Consider the following 17,557-nt stretch of genomic DNA (forward strand, 5'->3'; position numbering starts at 1 on the left):
GCTATCCAGAAAACAGACAGGGCGATTATCAAACGGCGGCCTGACCCGGTCAATCTGCCGATGCTGCATGCCATGCAGTTAGCGGGCCTGGCGCCAGCCAAAGCGCTGGAGCTGGTGCCCGATGGCAAGCTGCGCCGTTACCGCGTTGACGGTGACAAGGCAGGCAGCACCAACGGCTGGTATGTGCTGCACAGCCATCCTGTGCTGGCGGGCGCTTTCGGCAGTTGGAAAACGGGCGAGTCCCACAACTGGCATCAAGCGGATGTCACCCCGCCCACACCCGCAGAGCGGGCTGCGATGCAGCGGCACATGCAGGCCGCGCAGGCGGCGCGGGTGATAGAGCAGGACCGTGTGCATGGAGAGGCGCGAGCGAAGGCTGAACGCCTGTGGCGCATGGCCCGCCCGGCGACTAATGCCCACCCCTATCTGGAGCGCAAGCGCATCAACGCCATTGGCATTCGGCGGTTGCGCGACATGCTGCTGATCCCGGCCCGCGACGCGGCGGGCGTGCTGCACACGCTGCAGTTCATTGGTGCAGATGGTGCCAAGCGCTTTCTGACCGGCGGGCGCATTGCGGGCTGCTATTTCGCCATGGGCAGGCCAGCCGATAGCCTGCTGCTGTGCGAGGGCTACGCCACCGGGGCCACGCTGCACCAGGCCACGGGCTGCGCGGTGGCGGTTGCGTTCAACTGCGGCAACCTGTCCGCCGTGGCGCGGGCGCTGCGTGCGAAGTTTCCAGCGGTGCGCATCGTGGTGTGCGCGGACGATGACAGCCGCACCCCTGGCAATCCTGGCTTGACCCGTGCGCGTGAGGCTGCGCGAGCTGTGGGCGGCTTTCTGGCGGTACCTCGATTCGAGGGGGTGAGCCATGGTTGAAAAGACCTTTCCCCCGCTGCCCGAATCGCTGACCGACTTCAACGACCTGGCTGCCGTCGATGGCCTGGAGGCTGTGCGCGAGCTGGTTGAGCAGGCAGCGCCAGCGACCCCTGCACCACCGCCACCAGAGTGGCCAGACCCCATCTTGCCCGGCATGCGGCGCGTGCCTGACATTCCCGTGACCGTGTTGCCCGACTGGCTGGCGGCGATGGCACACGCCGTGGCTGAAAGCACGCAGACACCGCCCGCCCTGGCGGTCATGTCCTCTTTGGCTGTGCTGGCCACGGTGCTGCAGCGCCGGTTTGAGGTGGCGCCCTATGGCGACAGCTACACCGAGCCGTTGGCGTTGTGGACCCTGAGCGCCACGCCCAGCGGCACCCGCAAGAGCGCGGTGTTGAATGCGATGCTGGGGCCGCTGGTGCATTGGGAAAAGCTGCTGCGCGACCGCGTGCGCCGTGAGATCGTGCGCGTGAGTTCTGTCAGGGCCGTGGCGGAAAAGCGCATCGAGCGGCTGAAGCAAGACGCAGCCAAGGCCAAGGATTCGACCGAGCGGGAGTCGCTGACTGCAGAGATCGAGCGCGAGCAAAACGACATGCCCGACGAGCTGCGGGCGCCCCGGCTGTTCACTGGCGACACCACCGCCGAGCGGCTGCAGGCGCTACTGGTGGAGCATAGTGAGCGCATGGCGGTACACAGCGATGAGGCGGGAATCTTCCTGATCATGGCTGGCATCTACAACGGGGGGGCGTCGAACCTGGATGTGTTCCTGCAAGGGCACGCAGGCACCACCATGCGCGTGGACCGAGCGGGGCGCAGCGCTCATATCGACCAGCCCGCGTTGTCCTTTGGCCTGCTGCTGCAGCCTGGCGTGATGGCTGAGGTTGCCAGCTCGCGCCGGTTCCGCGACTCGGGCCTGCTGGCCCGGTTCCTGTACGCCATCCCCGTCAGCAACGTGGGCAGCCGCGACGTGCGCAAGCGGGCGCCGATACCCGATGGCGTGCGCGACGAATACGAGCACCGCCTGCACCAGCTGCTGGAGGGTGTACCCGCACCCATCGCTGCACCCAAGACCCTGACCCTGTGCGAGGCAGCGCGGGAAATCTGGCTGGATATGTCCGAGGCCATCGAGCGCCAGCAGGGCGAGGGCGGGCGGTACGAATCCATCAGCGACTGGACCAGCAAGCTACCCGGCGCGGTGGCGCGTATCGCCGCCCTGCTGCAGTTGGCCACCACCGGCCTGGACACCGAGGAGGTGGGGTTCGAGTGCATGGACAACGCCGTGACCCTGGCGCGTCTGCTGATCCCACATGCGCAGGCAGCGTTCGGGATGCTGGGCACCGATGCCACCGATGTGGATGCAGGGGCCATCGTGCGCTGGGTGCGGGTGCATGGGCTGATTGAGTTCACCAAGCGCGAGGCGCAGCGTGCGCAGGAGGGGCGATTTAGGAGCGTGGATAGGTTGCAGAAGGCCCTCGACAGACTGGAGCACCAGGACGTTGTGCGGTCATTCAAGCGCCATAACAAGGGAGCGCCCCCGAGCACTTGCTATCAGGTGAACCCCAAGGCTCTGTCGACATAGTTGAGTTTGTCGCCATAAGCAGTTTTAGAACCTCTTTTCTTTTCTATATCAATGACTTACGAAAAAAGAGACCTACCCCTGTCGACAGGTCGACAAAGTCGACAAACCCGATCCGCTCCGAGTGTGTTGAGCGCCCACGCTTTCCCAGTCTGTCGACTTTGTCGACCTGTCGACGGGGTAAGGCACCGAACTGTTGGGTCCCAGTTGCACAGCCTTAACACGGGTCATTCGCGCCCCATTGCTGCGCTAGTGCATCGCGTTTGGAAAAGGTGGACGGTGGACGGTGGACGGTGGACGGTGGACGGGATCGGGTGGACGAAACGATGGGTCCTTTGGGCTATCCCGGATGCGGGTCATTCGCGCCGCACTCTCGGACTGTTCCGCACACCACCTAAGGGGGTTAAGTGAAGAAGACCATGGACATGAGTGACAACAACCGAAAGCTCAGCATTGAGCAAGCATGGTTTCCGCGCAGGGTCAAGCCTTCGCCGATGGAGACGTTGCGCGAGGTGCTGTCTGCGCTGGATGAGGGCAGGCCCGTGCGACAGGACGCCGCCGCCCACCTTGCTGCAGCCCTGCGCCGGTTCCTGAGTGGTGACCATGACATCACGGCTAACTTGGGACTGAGATCGGGAAAGGGGAAGCGGGCGCAGCCGTCAATGGAGCGCAAGGCAGCGCGTGATGCACACATCCGGTCGATCTATCAGCAGATGCCAGGCACCCGCACTGAGCGCGCAAAAAAGACCGCTGCACTGCTCGGCTCGCCTGGTGTCGGCGGCGCGCGCACAGGCGAGATCACGGAAGGTGACGTGATGGCGCACTTGGCGGAACTTCACCGCGAGCATGGCAGCAACCTGCCGCGCAGTTGGCCTCATATTCTGCGAGTTGTAGACGCGGAGCGGTAACGCCAGCTCTGATTGTTTGTTGTGGCAGGGCTTGGCCGGATCATTTGATCCATCAACCGGAGCCCATGCATGCCACTTTCTTTTGTTCAGATTTCGGATGCGGGTGTAACGCTGGCCAATGCCCGGCCTACAGCGCACAAACGCCGCAACCATGACTACAGCCGCCGCCCGATTGGGGTGGCACTCCACCACGACCTCACGATTGAACTTCATGGTGAGGATTTCACAGCGTCGACCAGGCTCAGTGTGGATGACGCAATGGGCCTGATCTCGATGCTGTCGTATGCCGTGCGCGAGCAACTCGCGCGGGAGGCGGCAAGCGGTGGAAAGGGTTGACCATGTCCACGACGACTAACTTCACCAGACGACTTCGGTTTGAGCCGCCAGCTGGCGAAATCGCGCCCGATGCCGCGATCCCTTGCACGGTAGCCACGACCGGGCCTGTCAATCGTTACGGGGTGATCGAAGTCCTCGACTGCAGTGCTGCCGGCGTGGACTTGAGCCGTGCACCGCTTCCACTGCTTGTGGCGCATGACACCAGCACTCTGTCCATCGGCCTTGTCGACAACCTGCGCGCGCTGGGTGATCGAGTTGTGGGTGAGGTGCGATTTTCGGCCAGCCCTGAGGCCCAGCAAGTTCGCGCCGATGTAGTCGCAGGCATTCATCGAAGCCTGTCCGTTGGCTACGTGTTGCTTGACCAAGGTACTCCTGTCGAAGGCGGCTCCATCTACCGCTGGCAACCCCATGAGGTTTCCATTGTTCCGGTGCCTGCTGACCCCGCAGCTGGCTTCTTTCGTTCTGCCACTCACATCAACACCATGATCACCCCTACCACCACCATTGCACCCCATGAAGAGATCAACCGTCTTTGCGTACGCCATGGCGTTCCCGAACTGGCCACCCGCCTGATTGCGAGCGGCGCTGATATCGCACAAGCAAGCCGCGCCGTGCTGGACGAGCTGGCCGCGCGCGACGTTGCCGCTGGCGGCCACCTGAACGTGCGCCGCGAAGCGCGGGGCGATGCAGACGGCCGTGCTTTGATTGTCGAGACCCTTGTTGCACGCATGGGCGGCCGGCCCAGCGGTGACGTGATCCGCGCTGCTGATATGGCTGGGCTGGCGACACGCGCGCTTGAGATGGCTGGCCACCAAGTGGGGACGGGTGAGAGCCGTGACCGCATCATTCAACGCGCCATGATGGGCACAAGCGATTTCCCTGCTTTGCTGGGCACCGCAGTCGGGCGGGTTTTGCATGCGACCTATGACCAGTTGCCCGCACCCCTTAAGGCTGTGGCACGTCTGGCAAACCTGCCTGATTTCAGGGAAAAGAGCGTCGTTCGCTTGGGTGACGCGCCGTCGCTCGAAAAGGTGAACGAGCACGGGGAGTTCAAATACGGGGCGATTGCAGATACGGCAAACGCCTGGAGGTTGCTGACCTATGGGCGCATCATCGGATTGACTCGCCAGGCCATGGTGAATGATGACCTGGAGGGGTTTGCCACCATGGTGCAGAAGTTTGGCCAGGCTGCAGCCCGTCGAGAGGCTGAAGAGATGGTTGCAGTCCTGTTAAACCCTGCGCAGATCGACGGCAGTGACCTGTTTGATGCTGGGCGCAGTACTCTCATCACGAAGAAGCTGACGCTTGCCGGTCTGGGCGAGGCCGTGAAAGCCCTGCGCGCACAGAAAGACCTCGATGGGGGGCTGATCTTGCAGGAGCCCGGCGCTATCGTGGTACCTAGTGCGTTGGAAATGACCGCCCGCCAGCTCGTTGCGTCATTCGTGGCGGCCAAGGCGGGGGACGTGCAGCCATACACGCTAGGGGTAGTCGTTGAGCCTCGCCTGGACGCTGCAAGTGCCTCAGGCTGGTACTTGGTGGCGAGCAACCAGAACGCGCTCGAATACGGGTACCTGGACGGCGCCGAGGGCGTGCAAATCACCCAGCGTGAAGGGTTCGAAGTGGATGGCCTCGAAATCAAGGCGCGACTGGATTTCGGCAGTGGCTGGGTGGCGCCAGTTGGATGGGTGAAAAGCACTGGCGCAGCAGATTGATCGGATGAAAGCACTCCCCGGGCGAGAAGTTCGCCATAGCCTGGGGATGCGAGAGGCAAATGGCGATCACCCCGCGCCGTTTACGCGGCGAAGCCAGCCCGAGGGGGCGCGTTGAGTCCTTCTGACGCTGTGAAGCTGGTACCCGTTGCAAATCGCCCCGATTGGGCGTTTTTTTTTGGTTTGGGCTTGGCCACCTTGTCGATGTGTTGGCAGCGTAGAGTCGGAGTGCAAAGGCGCTAGATCAGAACGATCAAGTGCACACGCTGCGCACACGAAGCCACGAAAACCCGCACCAGCGTTGGAAAATCGCAACTATCCATCATGGGGGCAATGGACATGCGCCAGGGATTGAGGGGCAGGGAGGATGAAACTGTCTGCACGTTGTTGGTCGCTCGCACGAGAAGGTTCTTTGGGCACACCCGCAAAAGCATTCGTGCCGGAACGCGCGGCGAAGTTTGGCGGTTTGGGCTAGGGGAGGGGCCGCAATTGTCGCAGCGATTGGCACGCAAAGCCCTGTGCCTGAGTTTTGCTTCCGCCCTCTTGTGCATTGAGTTTCAGCAAGTTTCGTGTCAGCGAAGCAGTGAAAGTCTCGAAATATGCGGAAAGGACGTTATTTAGCAACGCTTGCTTGCTATCAATATCGCTATAGTCGCTTGAGAAGCTTACATACCGTTGCGTACGATAACGAACTCAATCATGTGGAGAAATCTAGGAACCCCCGTCGCCGTACACCCAAGCCAGTTGGTGCCTGGTCTCTACGTATGGCTTAACGTGCGCTGGGATGAGCATCCATTCATCTCCAATCGGTTTTTGATCAAGCACCTTAAAGATGTTGCGGTCATACAGTCACTTGGAATTGATGACAGGGTGTTCTACTTTCCCGAGAAAAGCTCGGTTACGCCTCCAGAGTACGTCCCCCCACCGCCCACCACGGCCGAACTGGAAGCGCAGCGGGTGGCTCAGCTGGCGGCGGAAAGAGCAGCGCTGCAAGCAGAAATCAAGCTGAAGGAAGAGCAAAAGAGACAAAAGCGTCAGCGCCAACGAGACGCCGCTACGCGTGCTGAACGTTCTTGGGAAGATGCAGCTCGGAAAACCCGTGAGGCTTTGCTGACCCTCCAGCGCTCTCCCAAAGCCGCAGGACAGATGATTGCAGACCTGTCCAATGACACAGCCTCGGCTATTGCGCGCAGCAAAGAAGTGTTGCTGCACCTGTTGGGTGACAAGAAAGAGCAGGGCCCGCAGTTTCATGCGCTCAATGTGTTGACACTGTGCATGCTGCTAGGCAAAAAAGCGGGACTGACTGAACGCGAACTATCTGACTTGGCGATGGCGGCTCTGGCACATGACGCGGGCAAGGTCAAAGTGCCAGCGCAACTGTTCAAGACAATCAAGCGCAAAAAGCACGAAGAAGCCTTTGTGCACCAGCATGTGATGTTTTCCTATCAGCTGGCAAACGAGTCGGGCGCGTTCAGCAAGGATGCACTCGCGGCAATAGCTGACCACCATGAAGCCCTGGATGGCACGGGCTTTCCCAGGGCGAGGAGGGAGATGAGCCGACAAGCCTCCATCTTGGCGCTGGTGAATCGGTATGACAATCTATGCACCCCCGAAGCGCTGGATCAAGAGCCTTTGATGCCTGCTGAGGCCCTTTCGCATATGTTTCGGTCCGAGGCAAGCCGCTATGATGCTTCGCTGCTCGGCGCCTTGGTCAAGATGTTGGGGGTGTATCCACCGGGCACTGTGGTTCAGTTGTCGGATGGCTCGCTGGCGTTGGTGGTGGCGCCTGGTCCAGAAAGCTTGCGCCCGCAAGTGCTGGTTTACTCCCCAGAATTGCCCAAGGATGAGGCCCCTGTGGTGGAGCTGCAGACCGAGCCGGAACTTAAAATTGCCGAAGCCCTGCGCCCATCCACTCTGCCGCTCGACGTGCTCAAGTGGCTCAATCCTCAGCAACGGCTGTCTTATTACTTTTCGGTCGAACCTGCCAACTGACTCGGCTTTCGATTCTGGCTGGCGATCGATTCCGTTTCATTGATCGGGCTTGGTGCTTCGCCCGCTCGGGACGCTCTCTAGGGATCCTTTGCACGAATCGAGCGGCAAGTGTGCGCCGCAGACCGCCCGAGACCGCAGATGCACACGGCGCGGTGATTCGTGCAGAGTGTCCCTGGGGGTTGATCCCCGGTCGGATACCTGCCTTGCAGCCAAGCGTCTCACGGGCCGAAGTGCTTCTGCGCGCTTCATGTTTTCTCTGTCTATGCAACATACTATTTTCGACACCCCGGGTGTTAACACCGCACTGCGGTTTTTGTCGCGCGGTTTTTTGCGCCTGACGGGCTGGAGTGTCGAGGGGCAATTGCCTGCAGGTGCGAGCAAGAGCGTGCTGATTGCCGCGCCTCACACCAGCAATTGGGATCTGCCCTACACGCTGATGCTGGCGTTTTCACTGCGGCTGCGCGTGTACTGGATGGGCAAGCACAGCCTGTTCAAGGCGCCGTTTGGCGGGGTGATGCGCTGGCTGGGCGGCATCCCGGTGGACCGCAGCCAGGCCAACAACCTGGTGGCCAGCTCGGCCCAGGCCATGCGGGAGGCGGACGGCCCCATGCAGCTCATCGTGCCGCCCGAAGGCACGCGCGGTAAGACTCGGCACTGGAAGACGGGCTTTTACTTCATCGCCCAGCAGGCGGGCGTGCCCATCGTGCTCGCGTTTGTGGACTATGGCCGCAAGGTGGGCGGCCTGGGCCCGGTGTTCGAGCCCACGGGCGATGTGGAGCGCGACATGGCGGCCATCAAGGCGTTTTATGCGCCCATCCGGGGCAAGAACCCGACACAGTTCGAGGCCTGAGTCAGTGAATTTGGATAAAAAACGGCCTTGCCGCGCGTCCAGTATGCGTTTTAAGCTATCAAAACCGTAGTTATGCGCCCACGCTGCGCCGGTCGATCTTGCGGCTGAGCACGATGCTGGTCTGCGTCTGGTGCACCCCGTCGAGCTGGCCCACGCGGTCGAGCAGGGCGTCGAGCTGCTCGTGGCTCGTGCAGCGTAAGAACACCAGATAGTCAAACGGCCCGCTCACGGCCGACACCTCTTCGACCTCGGCCATCGCCTCCAGCGCACGCAGCACGGCGGGCGCTGCCTTGGGCAGCACGCTGATGCTGCACCAGGCCCGCACGGTGGTGGCATCCAGCCGCGCGCCCAACCGCACGCCATAACCCGCCACCACGCCCGAACGCTCCAGCCGCGCAATGCGCGCCACCACCGTGGTGCGTGCCAGCCCCAGCTTGCGGGCGAGCTGGGCCGTGCCTTCGCGGGCATTGGCCTGCAGCAGGCTCAGCAATTGGCGGTCGGTGGCGTCCAGCGTGGGCGGGGAGGTGGGGTTTGAGGGCTCAACAGTCATAGCGGCCATGATATTCGCCGTTTTGACGATACAAGAACGTTTTTTCGACGCTCTAGTAGCTACACATTGACAGCGCACTTGCCTAGCATCAAGGCATCTTTAGCCACGCTGCGGCCCGGCCGCCAGCACACACCAGGAGCACTGCCATGACCGCCACTTCCACCCGCCACGCCATCACCATCCTGGGTACAGGCCACATCGGCTTTGCCATGGCGCTCTTGTTGCAGCAGGCCGGTGACTACGACATCCTGGTGGCCGACCGCGACCCGGCCCGCCTGGCTGAGGTGGCTGCTTTGGGCGTAGCAACCCGTCTGATCGGAGACGACACCAGCCTGCAAGCCGCCATCGACGGGCGTTTTGCCGTGCTCAACGCGCTGCCGTTTCACCGCGCCGTGCCTGTGGCCACCTTGTGTGCTGCGGCAGGCGTGCATTACTTCGACCTGACCGAAGACGTGGCCAGCACCCAGGCCATCCGCGCGCTGGCCGCCGCAGCCCACAGCGTGCTCATGCCCCAGTGCGGCCTGGCGCCGGGCTTTATCGGCATCGTGGGCAACGACCTGGCCCGGCGTTTTGACACCTTGCACACCCTGCGCATGCGCGTGGGGGCGCTGCCACGCTACCCGCAGGGCGCACTGCGCTACAACCTGACATGGAGCACCGAAGGCCTCATCAACGAATACTGCAACCCTTGCGAGGCTATTGTGGACGGCGTGCGCACCACGGTGCCCGCGCTGGAAGGGCTGGAGACCTTTGCGCTCGATGGCGTGGAGTACGAGGCTTTCAACACCTCCGGCGGCCTGGGCACGCTCACCGAGACGCTGGCAGGCAAGGCGCGGCAGGTGGACTACCAGTCCATCCGCTACCCAGGCCACAACGCGATCCTGAAACTGCTGCTAAACGACCTGCGCCTGCGCGACCGGCGCGATCTGCTCAAGGACATCCTCGAATCCGCCATCCCCACCACCGACCAGGACGTGATCGTGATTTTTGCCACCGCAGCGGGCTTGCGCGGCGGGCGGCTGGTGCAGGAGTCCTACTCGGCCCGCATCGTGGGCACCGAGCTGGCGGGGCACCGGCTCAGCGCCATCCAGCTCACCACGGCAGCGGGCATCTGCACGGCGCTGGACCTGGTGGCCCAGGGGCGGCTACCGCAGCAGGGTTTTGTGGGGCAAGAGGCAGTGCGGCTGGGGGATGTTCTGGCGAACCGGTTTGGGGTGGCGTATGCGGAGGAGGGGGCGCAGGCGCTGGAAAAAACCGCATGAAGCCGATTGGCCGTATGAATTCAAAAACTGCAATTCCTACGGCCATGGAGCTTTTCCGTCTCAAGACCGCTCAAGGGGGGTTGCTGGCATGACGCGGTGGTGCCAGACGCTCAGCGCCCGCCCGGCTTCTGGTACATCCCCTCAATCGCCTCCGCAAAGTGCGCCATCAGGTTGTTGCGCTTGAGCTTGAGCGTGGGCGTCATGAAGGTGTTCTCGATGGTCCACGGCTCCAGGGTGCAGTGCACGGCGCGGGGCACAGCATAGCGGGCGAAGCTGGCGGTGTTCTTCTCGATGCGCGCCAGTACGGCGCGGTGCACGCTGGGGTGGTTCAGGCTCGCCGCGTCTTGTGCGGGCAGGCCCAGGTCAGTGGCCAGGCGTTGCCATTCGTCGGCCTTGAGCACGGCCACGCAGGCGATGAAGGGGCGGTTCTCGCCCACCACAAAGGTCTGTTCCAGCAGCGGGTCGGCCAGCAGGGCCAGCTCCAGGTCGCCTGGTGGCACCTTTTCGCCGGTGGAGGTGACGATGATCTCCTTGATGCGGCCCTTGATGTAGATGCGGCCGTTCACGATCTCGGCCTGGTCGCCGGTGCCCAGCCAGCCGTCGGGGCTCAGGATCTTGGCTGTGTCTTCGGGGCGTTTCCAGTAGCCCTTCATCACGATGGGGCCGCGCACCTGCAGCTCGCGGTTGTCGCCAATGCGCACCTCCACGCCGGGCAGGGCCTTGCCCACGCAGGCGGGGTCGTTGTCGTCCAGGGAGTTCACCGACACTACAGGCGCGGTCTCCGTCATGCCGTAGCCCTGCACCAGCGGCAGGCCCAGGCCCAGAAAGCATTTGGCAATGGTGGGTGACAGCGGCGCGCCGCCGCTCACCGCCACGCGCACGCGGCCACCGAACTGGGCCAGCAGTGGCTTGGCGACCAGCGCCTGTAGCAGGGGCCAGGGCAGGGCGGCCATCCAGCCCGCCGCCTGGCTTTCGCTGGTTGCTGGGGCGGGCAGGCCTTGCGCGGCGCAAAAGCGGGCCCAGCCCTTGTTCTGCGCGGCTTCATACAGCTGCATCTTCCAGGGCGTGGGCGAGAGTTTTTCGAGCAGCTTTGCGTGGATGCGCTCATAGATGCGTGGCACCGACACCAGCACGGTGGGGCGCACGGTCTTCAGGTCCTCGGCCAGTTGCGCCACCGAGCGCGCATAAGCCACGCAGCTACCCGCAGCAATGGGCAGGTAATAACCCCCCGTGCGCTCGAAGGTGTGCGACAGCGGCAGGAACGACAGAAACACGTCGTCCACCGTGGGGGCGATGCGGTCGAGCACGGCCTTCACGTCGTTGACCACGTTGCGGTGGGTCAGCATCACGCCCTTGGGTTTGCCTGTGGTGCCCGAGGTGTAGACGATGGCGGCCAGATCGTCCGCGCCGGGGGGCGTGGTGGAAAGGGTCGGGGCTGCACCTGCTCCCGCCAGCCACTGCACCAGCGAACCCACTGCGGGGCTGTCGGCCGACGCGGCGGTGGCAGTGAAGGTTGATGTGTCGTCATCGGTGATCACCACAGCGCGCAGGGCCGGGAAGGGTGTGCCCACGGCGCGGATCTTTTCCCACTGCTCGGCCTGGCCCACGATGAGCATCGAGGCCTCGCAGTCGGCCAGGATGTAGGCAATGCTGCCGGGGTTGTCGATGGCATGCAGGGGCACCGGCACACAGCCCGTGGCCAGCGTGGCCTGGTCGGCGCACATGGCGTGCAGGCCATTGGGCAGCAGGATGGCCACGCGGGCGCCTGTGGGCAGCTGCAGCGCTGCCAGCGCCTGGGCCCAGGTGGCGATGCGCCCTGCGGCTTGTTCCCAATTCAGGCTTTGCCAGGACTGGCTGGCAGTGTCGTAGGCCCGGAAGGCCTCGCGCTGGGGCGTCTGGCCCACCCGGAAAGCCAGCAATTGAGGCAGTGTCTGAACGTCGGAAATTCGGGTGGGGGTCGTGGCGGAGGTCATCTGGCTCGCGAAAAGGGCCCGCAATGGGGCTTGCAGTCGGTCGCGCTCCAATGGAGCGCGTCGCTGGGAGGGTCTGGCACTGATCAGGGCAAACCCGATGATCATAGCCAGCGCCAGTGCCCGGAGCGTCTATCCGTGGGGCTGGTTTGTGAGGAATGGTGCATTCCTGAATATGGAATGCCGCTTGGCACGCTCGGCCGCTAGCTGCAGCCCGGCCATGTCAATGCCACAGGCGCCATGGGCACAATAGGTGCCATTCCACCAGCCAGGCTCACGCCCTACCTGCCAACCCATGGACCCCATCACCATCTTCTTCATTGCCACACTCATGATGCTGGCAAACGGTGGGGTTCTTGGGCTGATGCACAAGGACCTGCCTTTGCCCATGCGGCCTGCTGCGGCCAGCTGGCGCATTGCCACGCTGCTGTTTGCCGGGGGCTCCATCCTGTTTGCTGCGCAGGGCCTGAACCCGCCGACCTACACGCTGGCCCTGGCCAATGCGCTGGTGATGTTCGGGTTCACCGGTTATCTGCGCGCACTACGGCAGTTTTATGGTCTCAAGGACAAGCTGTGGGTGATGGTGCCCGCCATTCTGGGGACAGCGGCCGTGTTCTGGCTGACCCTGGGGACGGCTGACGTGGGTGGGCGCATCCTGACCGTGTCGGTGGTCTGGTCGGTGCTGATGGTGGCCTGCATTGTGGTGCTGGTCTCGCAGGAGCGCCGCGATGGCGCCCGCAGCCGGCGCGTGATGGCAGGCCTGTTCACGGCAGTGGCCGTGTTTGTGCTGTTCCGTGCGGGTTATTTCATCGCGATAGGGGTGAACCCCGCATTCAGTGTGCTGGGGGCCGGGGCCTGGATGAACATCGCCACGCCCATGGTGGCGGCCACCTTGCCGGTGATCGGAACCACCGCTTTTCTGCTGATGTGCTCCGAGCGGATCCGCCGCCAATGGGAGCGCGCCGCCTCCACCGACTACCTGACCGGCCTGCCCAACCGCCGCACGCTGGTGGAGATGGGGCTGCAGCGCTTTGAGCAAGTCCGTGCCAGTGCAGCATCTGGCGGGTTCGGGCTGGCGATTGTGGACATCGACCACTTCAAGCGCATCAATGACGAGCACGGCCACGAGATGGGCGACGTGGCCCTCAAGCACGTGGCGGGGCGCCTGCAATCGGCCTGCCGTGGGGCAGAGCTGCCTGCGCGCCAAGGCGGGGAAGAGTTTGTGGTGCTGTTTGACCATGTGCAGCCGCAGGACGCCCTGGCCGCTGGCGAGCGGTTGCGCAACGCGGTGGCCCAGGCGCCCTTCACGGCGGGCGACCTGGCGCTGCCCTTGACGGTGTCGATTGGCCTGGCGGTGCTCCGCCCTGAAGACACCCACTTTGACAGCCTGCTGCGCCGCGCTGACGAAGCGCTTTATGCAGCGAAGGCGGCCGGGCGCAACCGGGTGGAAATCGCTTCCTGAAAAGAGCGCGAAAGCCGGGCATTGAGGGTGCCCGGCCTGATCCGGATCCCGCGCAGGCGGCAATCAGGTCGCCGCTTCCAGCCCCTGCGCAAAGTGCGCCTGCATGGCTTTGGCCGTGGCCTTGGCGTCGCGCGCCAGCATGGCGGCCAGGATGGCGCGGTGTTCGCCCAGCGAATCCTCGATGCGTCCTTGCTTGAACAGCGAGTTGTGGCGGTTGAGCTTCATCACCTTGCGCAGGTCGGCCACCATCTGGCTGCGCCAGCGGTTGTCGGCCATCTCCAGCAGGTGCATGTGAAAGCGTTCGTTGATGGCAAAGAACTTCTCGCGGTCGGCCACGGCGGCTTCCAGCTCGGCGTGCAGGTCCTGCAGCGTTTTCAACTGGGCCTCGGTAGCGCGCTCGGCCACCACGCCTGCGGCGTCGCTCTCCAGCAGGCTGAGCAGGTGGTACACGTCGCGCAGGTCTTTTTCGCTCATCTCCGTCACATAGGCGCCACGGCGCACCTTCATCGTGACCAGGCCTTCGGCGGCCAGCACCTTGAGCGCCTCACGTAGTGGCGTGCGGCTGATGCCGAATTCTTCGGCAATCTTGAGTTCGTCAATCCAGCTGCCGGGCTCCAGCTCGCGGCGGAAGATGCGCTGGCGCAGTTGCTCGGCGACTTCTTCGTACAGGGCGCGGGGCGTTAGGGTAAGGGCAGACATGGGCGGATTGTAAGCTGCGAGGAATATTTTGAATCAATAATTATGAATGATGTAAACTCGCCGCCACATCGGGATCTGCCCGCGCGCCGTTTGCGCCTGTTCACGCACCCACCGCCATCTTCGGAGAAGCCTTCGCCATGAGTGACACTGCCCCCCACAACGCCCCTGAGTTTGCTGCTTCTTCACTGGAGGCCTGGGCCAAGGCCGCTGCCAAGTCCGCACCAGGCGGCGATGTGAATGCCCTCAACTGGGTGACACCCGACGGCATCACCGTCAAGCCGCTCTACACCGCCGAAGATACTGCCAGCCTGCCGTATGCCAACACGCTGCCGGGCTTCGAGCCCTATCTGCGCGGCCCGCAGGCCACGATGTATGCCGTGCGCCCCTGGACCATTCGCCAGTACGCAGGCTTTTCCACTGCTGAAGAATCCAACGCCTTCTATCGCAAGGCGCTGGCCGCAGGCGGGCAGGGCGTGTCGGTGGCATTCGATCTGGCCACCCACCGGGGTTACGACAGCGACCACCCCCGCGTGACCGGTGACGTGGGCAAGGCCGGTGTGGCGATCGACTCGGTCGAGGACATGAAGATCCTGTTCGACCAGATCCCGCTCGATAAGGTGTCCGTGTCGATGACCATGAACGGCGCCGTGCTGCCCGTGCTGGCGGGCTATGTGGTGGCGGCAGAAGAGCAGGGCGTGAGCCAGGACAAGCTCAGCGGAACCATTCAGAACGACATTCTGAAAGAGTTCATGGTGCGCAACACCTACATCTATCCGCCCAAGCCGAGCATGCGGATCATTGGCGACATCATTGGCTACACGGCCAAGAACATGCCCAAGTTCAACTCGATCTCGATCTCGGGCTACCACATGCAGGAAGCCGGGGCCAACCAGGCGCTGGAGCTGGCCTTCACCCTGGCTGACGGCAAGGAATACGTGAAGACCGCCATGGCCTCGGGCCTGGACGTGGACGACTTCGCCGGGCGCCTCTCCTTCTTCTGGGCCATCGGCATGAACTTCTACCTCGAAGTCGCCAAGATGCGCGCGGCCCGCCTGCTGTGGTGCCGCATCATGAAAGAGACCGGCGCCAAGAACCCCAAGAGCCTGATGCTGCGCACGCACTGCCAGACCTCGGGCTGGTCGCTCACCGAGCAGGACCCGTACAACAACGTGGTGCGCACCACCATTGAGGCCATGGCGGCCGTGTTTGGCGGCACGCAATCGCTGCATACCAACGCGCTCGACGAAGCCATCGCCCTGCCCACCGAATTCAGCGCCCGCATCGCACGCAACACGCAGCTCATCATCCAGGAAGAGACCCACATCACCAACGTGATCGACCCCTGGGCTGGCAGCTACATGATGGAAAAGCTGACCCAGGACATGATGGACGCCGCCTGGAAGATCATTGAAGAAGTCGAGGCCATGGGTGGCATGACCCAGGCCGTGGACAGCGGCTGGGCCAAGCTCAAGATCGAAGCCGCCGCCGCCGAGAAGCAGGCGCGCATCGACAGCGGCAAGGACGTGATCGTGGGCGTGAACAAATACAAGCTCGCCAAGGAAGACCCCGTCGATATCCTGCAGATCGACAACATGAAAGTGCGCGAGGGGCAGATCGAGCGGCTGAAAAATATCAGGGCAAAACGCGACTCTGCGCGCGTCCAGCAAGCCTTGGATGCTCTTACTTCTGCAGCAGAAAGCGGCGAGGGCAATCTGCTGGACCTCTCCATCCAGGCCGTGCGCCTGCGCGCCACCGTGGGCGAGGTGTCGGACGCGCTGGAGAAAGTTTTTGGGCGCCACCGCGCCGATACACAAAAGGTGACCGGTGTGTACGCAGCTGCCTACGACTCGGCCGAGGGCTGGGACAAACTCAAGACCGAAATCAACGCCTTTGCCGAAGAGCAGGGCCGCCGCCCGCGCGTGATGATTGCCAAGCTGGGCCAGGACGGCCATGACCGTGGCGCCAAGGTGGTAGCCACCGCGTTTGCAGACCTGGGCTTTGATGTGGATATGGGCCCGCTGTTCCAGACCCCTGAGGAATGCGCGCGCCAGGCGATTGAAAACGACGTGCACGCCGTGGGCGTGAGCACCCTGGCCGCCGGTCACAAGACGCTGGTGCCCGCCATCATCCAGTCGCTCAAGGACCAGGGCGCGGACGACATCATCGTGTTTGTGGGCGGGGTGATCCCGGCGCAGGACTATGACTTTTTGTACGAGTCGGGCGTGAAGGGCGTGTACGGCCCTGGGACGCCGATTCCGGCCAGCGCGAAGGATGTGCTGGAGCAGATTCGCAAGGCGGTGGCGTGACCCCTGCGGCGCTTTTGGAGGGGGTGGTGCACGGCACGGCGGCAGTGCAACGCCGCGCTATGTCCAAAGCCATCACCCTGCTCGAATCGACGCGGGTGGACCACCGGGCCCTGGCCGACGAGCTGCTGACCCAGTTGCTCCCGCACACGGGCAAGGCTTTCCGCCTCGGCATCAGCGGCGTGCCTGGTGTCGGTAAGTCCACCTTCATCGAGGCGCTGGGCCTGTACCTCATCGGCCAAGGCCACCGCGTGGCCGTGCTCACCATTGACCCCTCCAGCACCGTCTCGGGCGGCTCCATCCTGGGCGACAAGACGCGCATGGAGCACCTCTCAGTGCACGAAAAGGCCTACATCCGCCCCAGCCCCAGCAGCGGCACGCTGGGCGGAGTCGCAGAGAAGACGCGCGAGGCCATGCTGGTTTGCGAGGCCGCAGGCTACGACGTGGTCATCGTCGAGACCGTGGGCGTGGGCCAGAGCGAGATTGCGGTGGCAGGCATGACGGACATGTTTGTGCTCATGCAGTTGCCCAACGCGGGCGACGACCTGCAGGCCATCAAAAAGGGCGTGATGGAGATTGCCGATCTGGTGGTCATCAACAAAGCCGACATTGATAAGAACGCTGCCACGCGCGCCGAGGCGCAAATTACGTCGAGCCTGCGCCTCTTGAGCCAGCACGGCAACCCCGAGAACGCGCACCACAACGAAGCCCTGTGGCACCCCAAAGTCGTGCAAATCAGCGCGCTGCTGGGGCAGGGCGTGGACAGCTTCTGGGCCGCCGTCACGCAGTTCCGCCAACTGCAAACCGCCAACGGCCGCCTGGCCACGCGGCGTGAGAAGCAGGAGCTGGCCTGGATGTGGGAGCGCATCGACGCGGGCCTCAAGCTCGCGTTTCGCCAGCACCCGCAGGTCAAAGAGCTGCTGCCCCAGATGCAGGCCGATGTGGCCGCCGGGCGCATTGCGGCATCGACTGCAGCACGAAATCTGCTGCTAGCGCACACCCATCCAGCGCAAGCAGCTATCAAATAAATAGTAGACAAGCAACTGATTTCACCAAAGGACGAC

At 63.4% G+C, this 17,557-nt stretch carries 14 protein-coding genes; 11 read left to right on the top strand and 3 right to left on the bottom strand.

Going from position 1 to position 17,557, the window contains the following annotated elements; all coding sequences use genetic code 11:
- Positions 1-60: 60 nt before the first annotated feature.
- From AvAM_RS01580 to AvAM_RS01610, 7 genes are all read left to right on the top strand, one after another.
- A complete protein-coding gene (locus AvAM_RS01580) occupies positions 61-876 on the top strand; it encodes a toprim domain-containing protein (protein WP_249367868.1) in 816 nt (271 codons plus the stop codon).
- On the top strand, positions 869-2,455 hold the full coding sequence (locus tag AvAM_RS01585; RefSeq protein ID WP_137745421.1) for a YfjI family protein: 1,587 nt from the start codon (positions 869-871) through the stop codon (positions 2,453-2,455). The genes AvAM_RS01580 and AvAM_RS01585 overlap by 8 nt, the downstream gene beginning before the upstream one ends.
- A 422-nt stretch (positions 2,456-2,877) precedes the next feature.
- Positions 2,878-3,360: a hypothetical protein gene (locus AvAM_RS01590; RefSeq protein ID WP_137745422.1), complete on the top strand. Its 483-nt coding sequence runs from the start codon at positions 2,878-2,880 to the stop codon at positions 3,358-3,360.
- Between the two features lie 69 nt (positions 3,361-3,429).
- Entirely contained in the window at positions 3,430-3,696 is a 267-nt protein-coding gene (locus tag AvAM_RS01595) for a hypothetical protein (RefSeq protein WP_137745423.1), read from the top strand.
- A gap of 2 nt (positions 3,697-3,698) precedes the next feature.
- Positions 3,699-5,408, top strand: a complete 1,710-nt coding sequence (locus AvAM_RS01600) for a hypothetical protein (RefSeq protein ID WP_137745424.1) — start codon at positions 3,699-3,701, stop codon at positions 5,406-5,408.
- Between the two features lie 696 nt (positions 5,409-6,104).
- A complete protein-coding gene (locus AvAM_RS01605; protein WP_137745425.1) occupies positions 6,105-7,397 on the top strand; it encodes an HD-GYP domain-containing protein in 1,293 nt (430 codons plus the stop codon).
- 262 nt (positions 7,398-7,659) lie between these two features.
- Positions 7,660-8,247: a lysophospholipid acyltransferase family protein gene (locus AvAM_RS01610; protein ID WP_137745426.1), complete on the top strand. Its 588-nt coding sequence runs from the start codon at positions 7,660-7,662 to the stop codon at positions 8,245-8,247.
- 70 nt (positions 8,248-8,317) lie between these two features.
- On the opposite strand, the gene AvAM_RS01615 is transcribed toward AvAM_RS01610, so the two are convergent.
- Complete coding sequence (locus AvAM_RS01615) at positions 8,318-8,797, bottom strand: Lrp/AsnC family transcriptional regulator (RefSeq protein ID WP_137745427.1); 480 nt, start codon at positions 8,795-8,797, stop codon at positions 8,318-8,320.
- A gap of 146 nt (positions 8,798-8,943) precedes the next feature.
- Between AvAM_RS01615 and AvAM_RS01620 the strand changes: the two genes are divergently transcribed.
- Positions 8,944-10,059, top strand: a complete 1,116-nt coding sequence (locus AvAM_RS01620; protein WP_137745428.1) for a saccharopine dehydrogenase family protein — start codon at positions 8,944-8,946, stop codon at positions 10,057-10,059.
- Positions 10,060-10,169: 110 nt separating this feature from the next.
- Here the strand turns inward: AvAM_RS01620 and AvAM_RS01625 are convergent, their stop codons facing one another.
- Positions 10,170-12,032, bottom strand: a complete 1,863-nt coding sequence (locus AvAM_RS01625; RefSeq protein ID WP_137745429.1) for a long-chain fatty acid--CoA ligase — start codon at positions 12,030-12,032, stop codon at positions 10,170-10,172.
- Positions 12,033-12,324: 292 nt separating this feature from the next.
- Here AvAM_RS01625 and AvAM_RS01630 point away from each other — a divergent pair, with 292 nt between their 5' ends.
- On the top strand, positions 12,325-13,491 hold the full coding sequence (locus AvAM_RS01630) for a GGDEF domain-containing protein (protein WP_137745430.1): 1,167 nt from the start codon (positions 12,325-12,327) through the stop codon (positions 13,489-13,491).
- A 63-nt stretch (positions 13,492-13,554) separates the two neighbouring features.
- Here the strand turns inward: AvAM_RS01630 and AvAM_RS01635 are convergent, their stop codons facing one another.
- Entirely contained in the window at positions 13,555-14,190 is a 636-nt protein-coding gene (locus tag AvAM_RS01635; RefSeq protein WP_137745431.1) for a GntR family transcriptional regulator, read from the bottom strand.
- A 137-nt stretch (positions 14,191-14,327) separates the two neighbouring features.
- Here AvAM_RS01635 and scpA point away from each other — a divergent pair, with 137 nt between their 5' ends.
- Both scpA and meaB read left to right on the top strand, forming a co-directional pair.
- Entirely contained in the window at positions 14,328-16,496 is a 2,169-nt protein-coding gene (scpA, locus tag AvAM_RS01640) for a methylmalonyl-CoA mutase (protein ID WP_137745432.1), read from the top strand.
- Complete coding sequence (gene meaB / locus AvAM_RS01645) at positions 16,493-17,521, top strand: methylmalonyl Co-A mutase-associated GTPase MeaB (RefSeq protein ID WP_137745433.1); 1,029 nt, start codon at positions 16,493-16,495, stop codon at positions 17,519-17,521. The genes scpA and meaB overlap by 4 nt, the downstream gene beginning before the upstream one ends.
- The last annotated feature ends 36 nt before the right edge of the window (positions 17,522-17,557 follow it).

This window comes from Acidovorax sp. NB1 (assembly GCF_005405905.1).
Classification (GTDB): Bacteria; Pseudomonadota; Gammaproteobacteria; order Burkholderiales; family Burkholderiaceae_C; genus Acidovorax.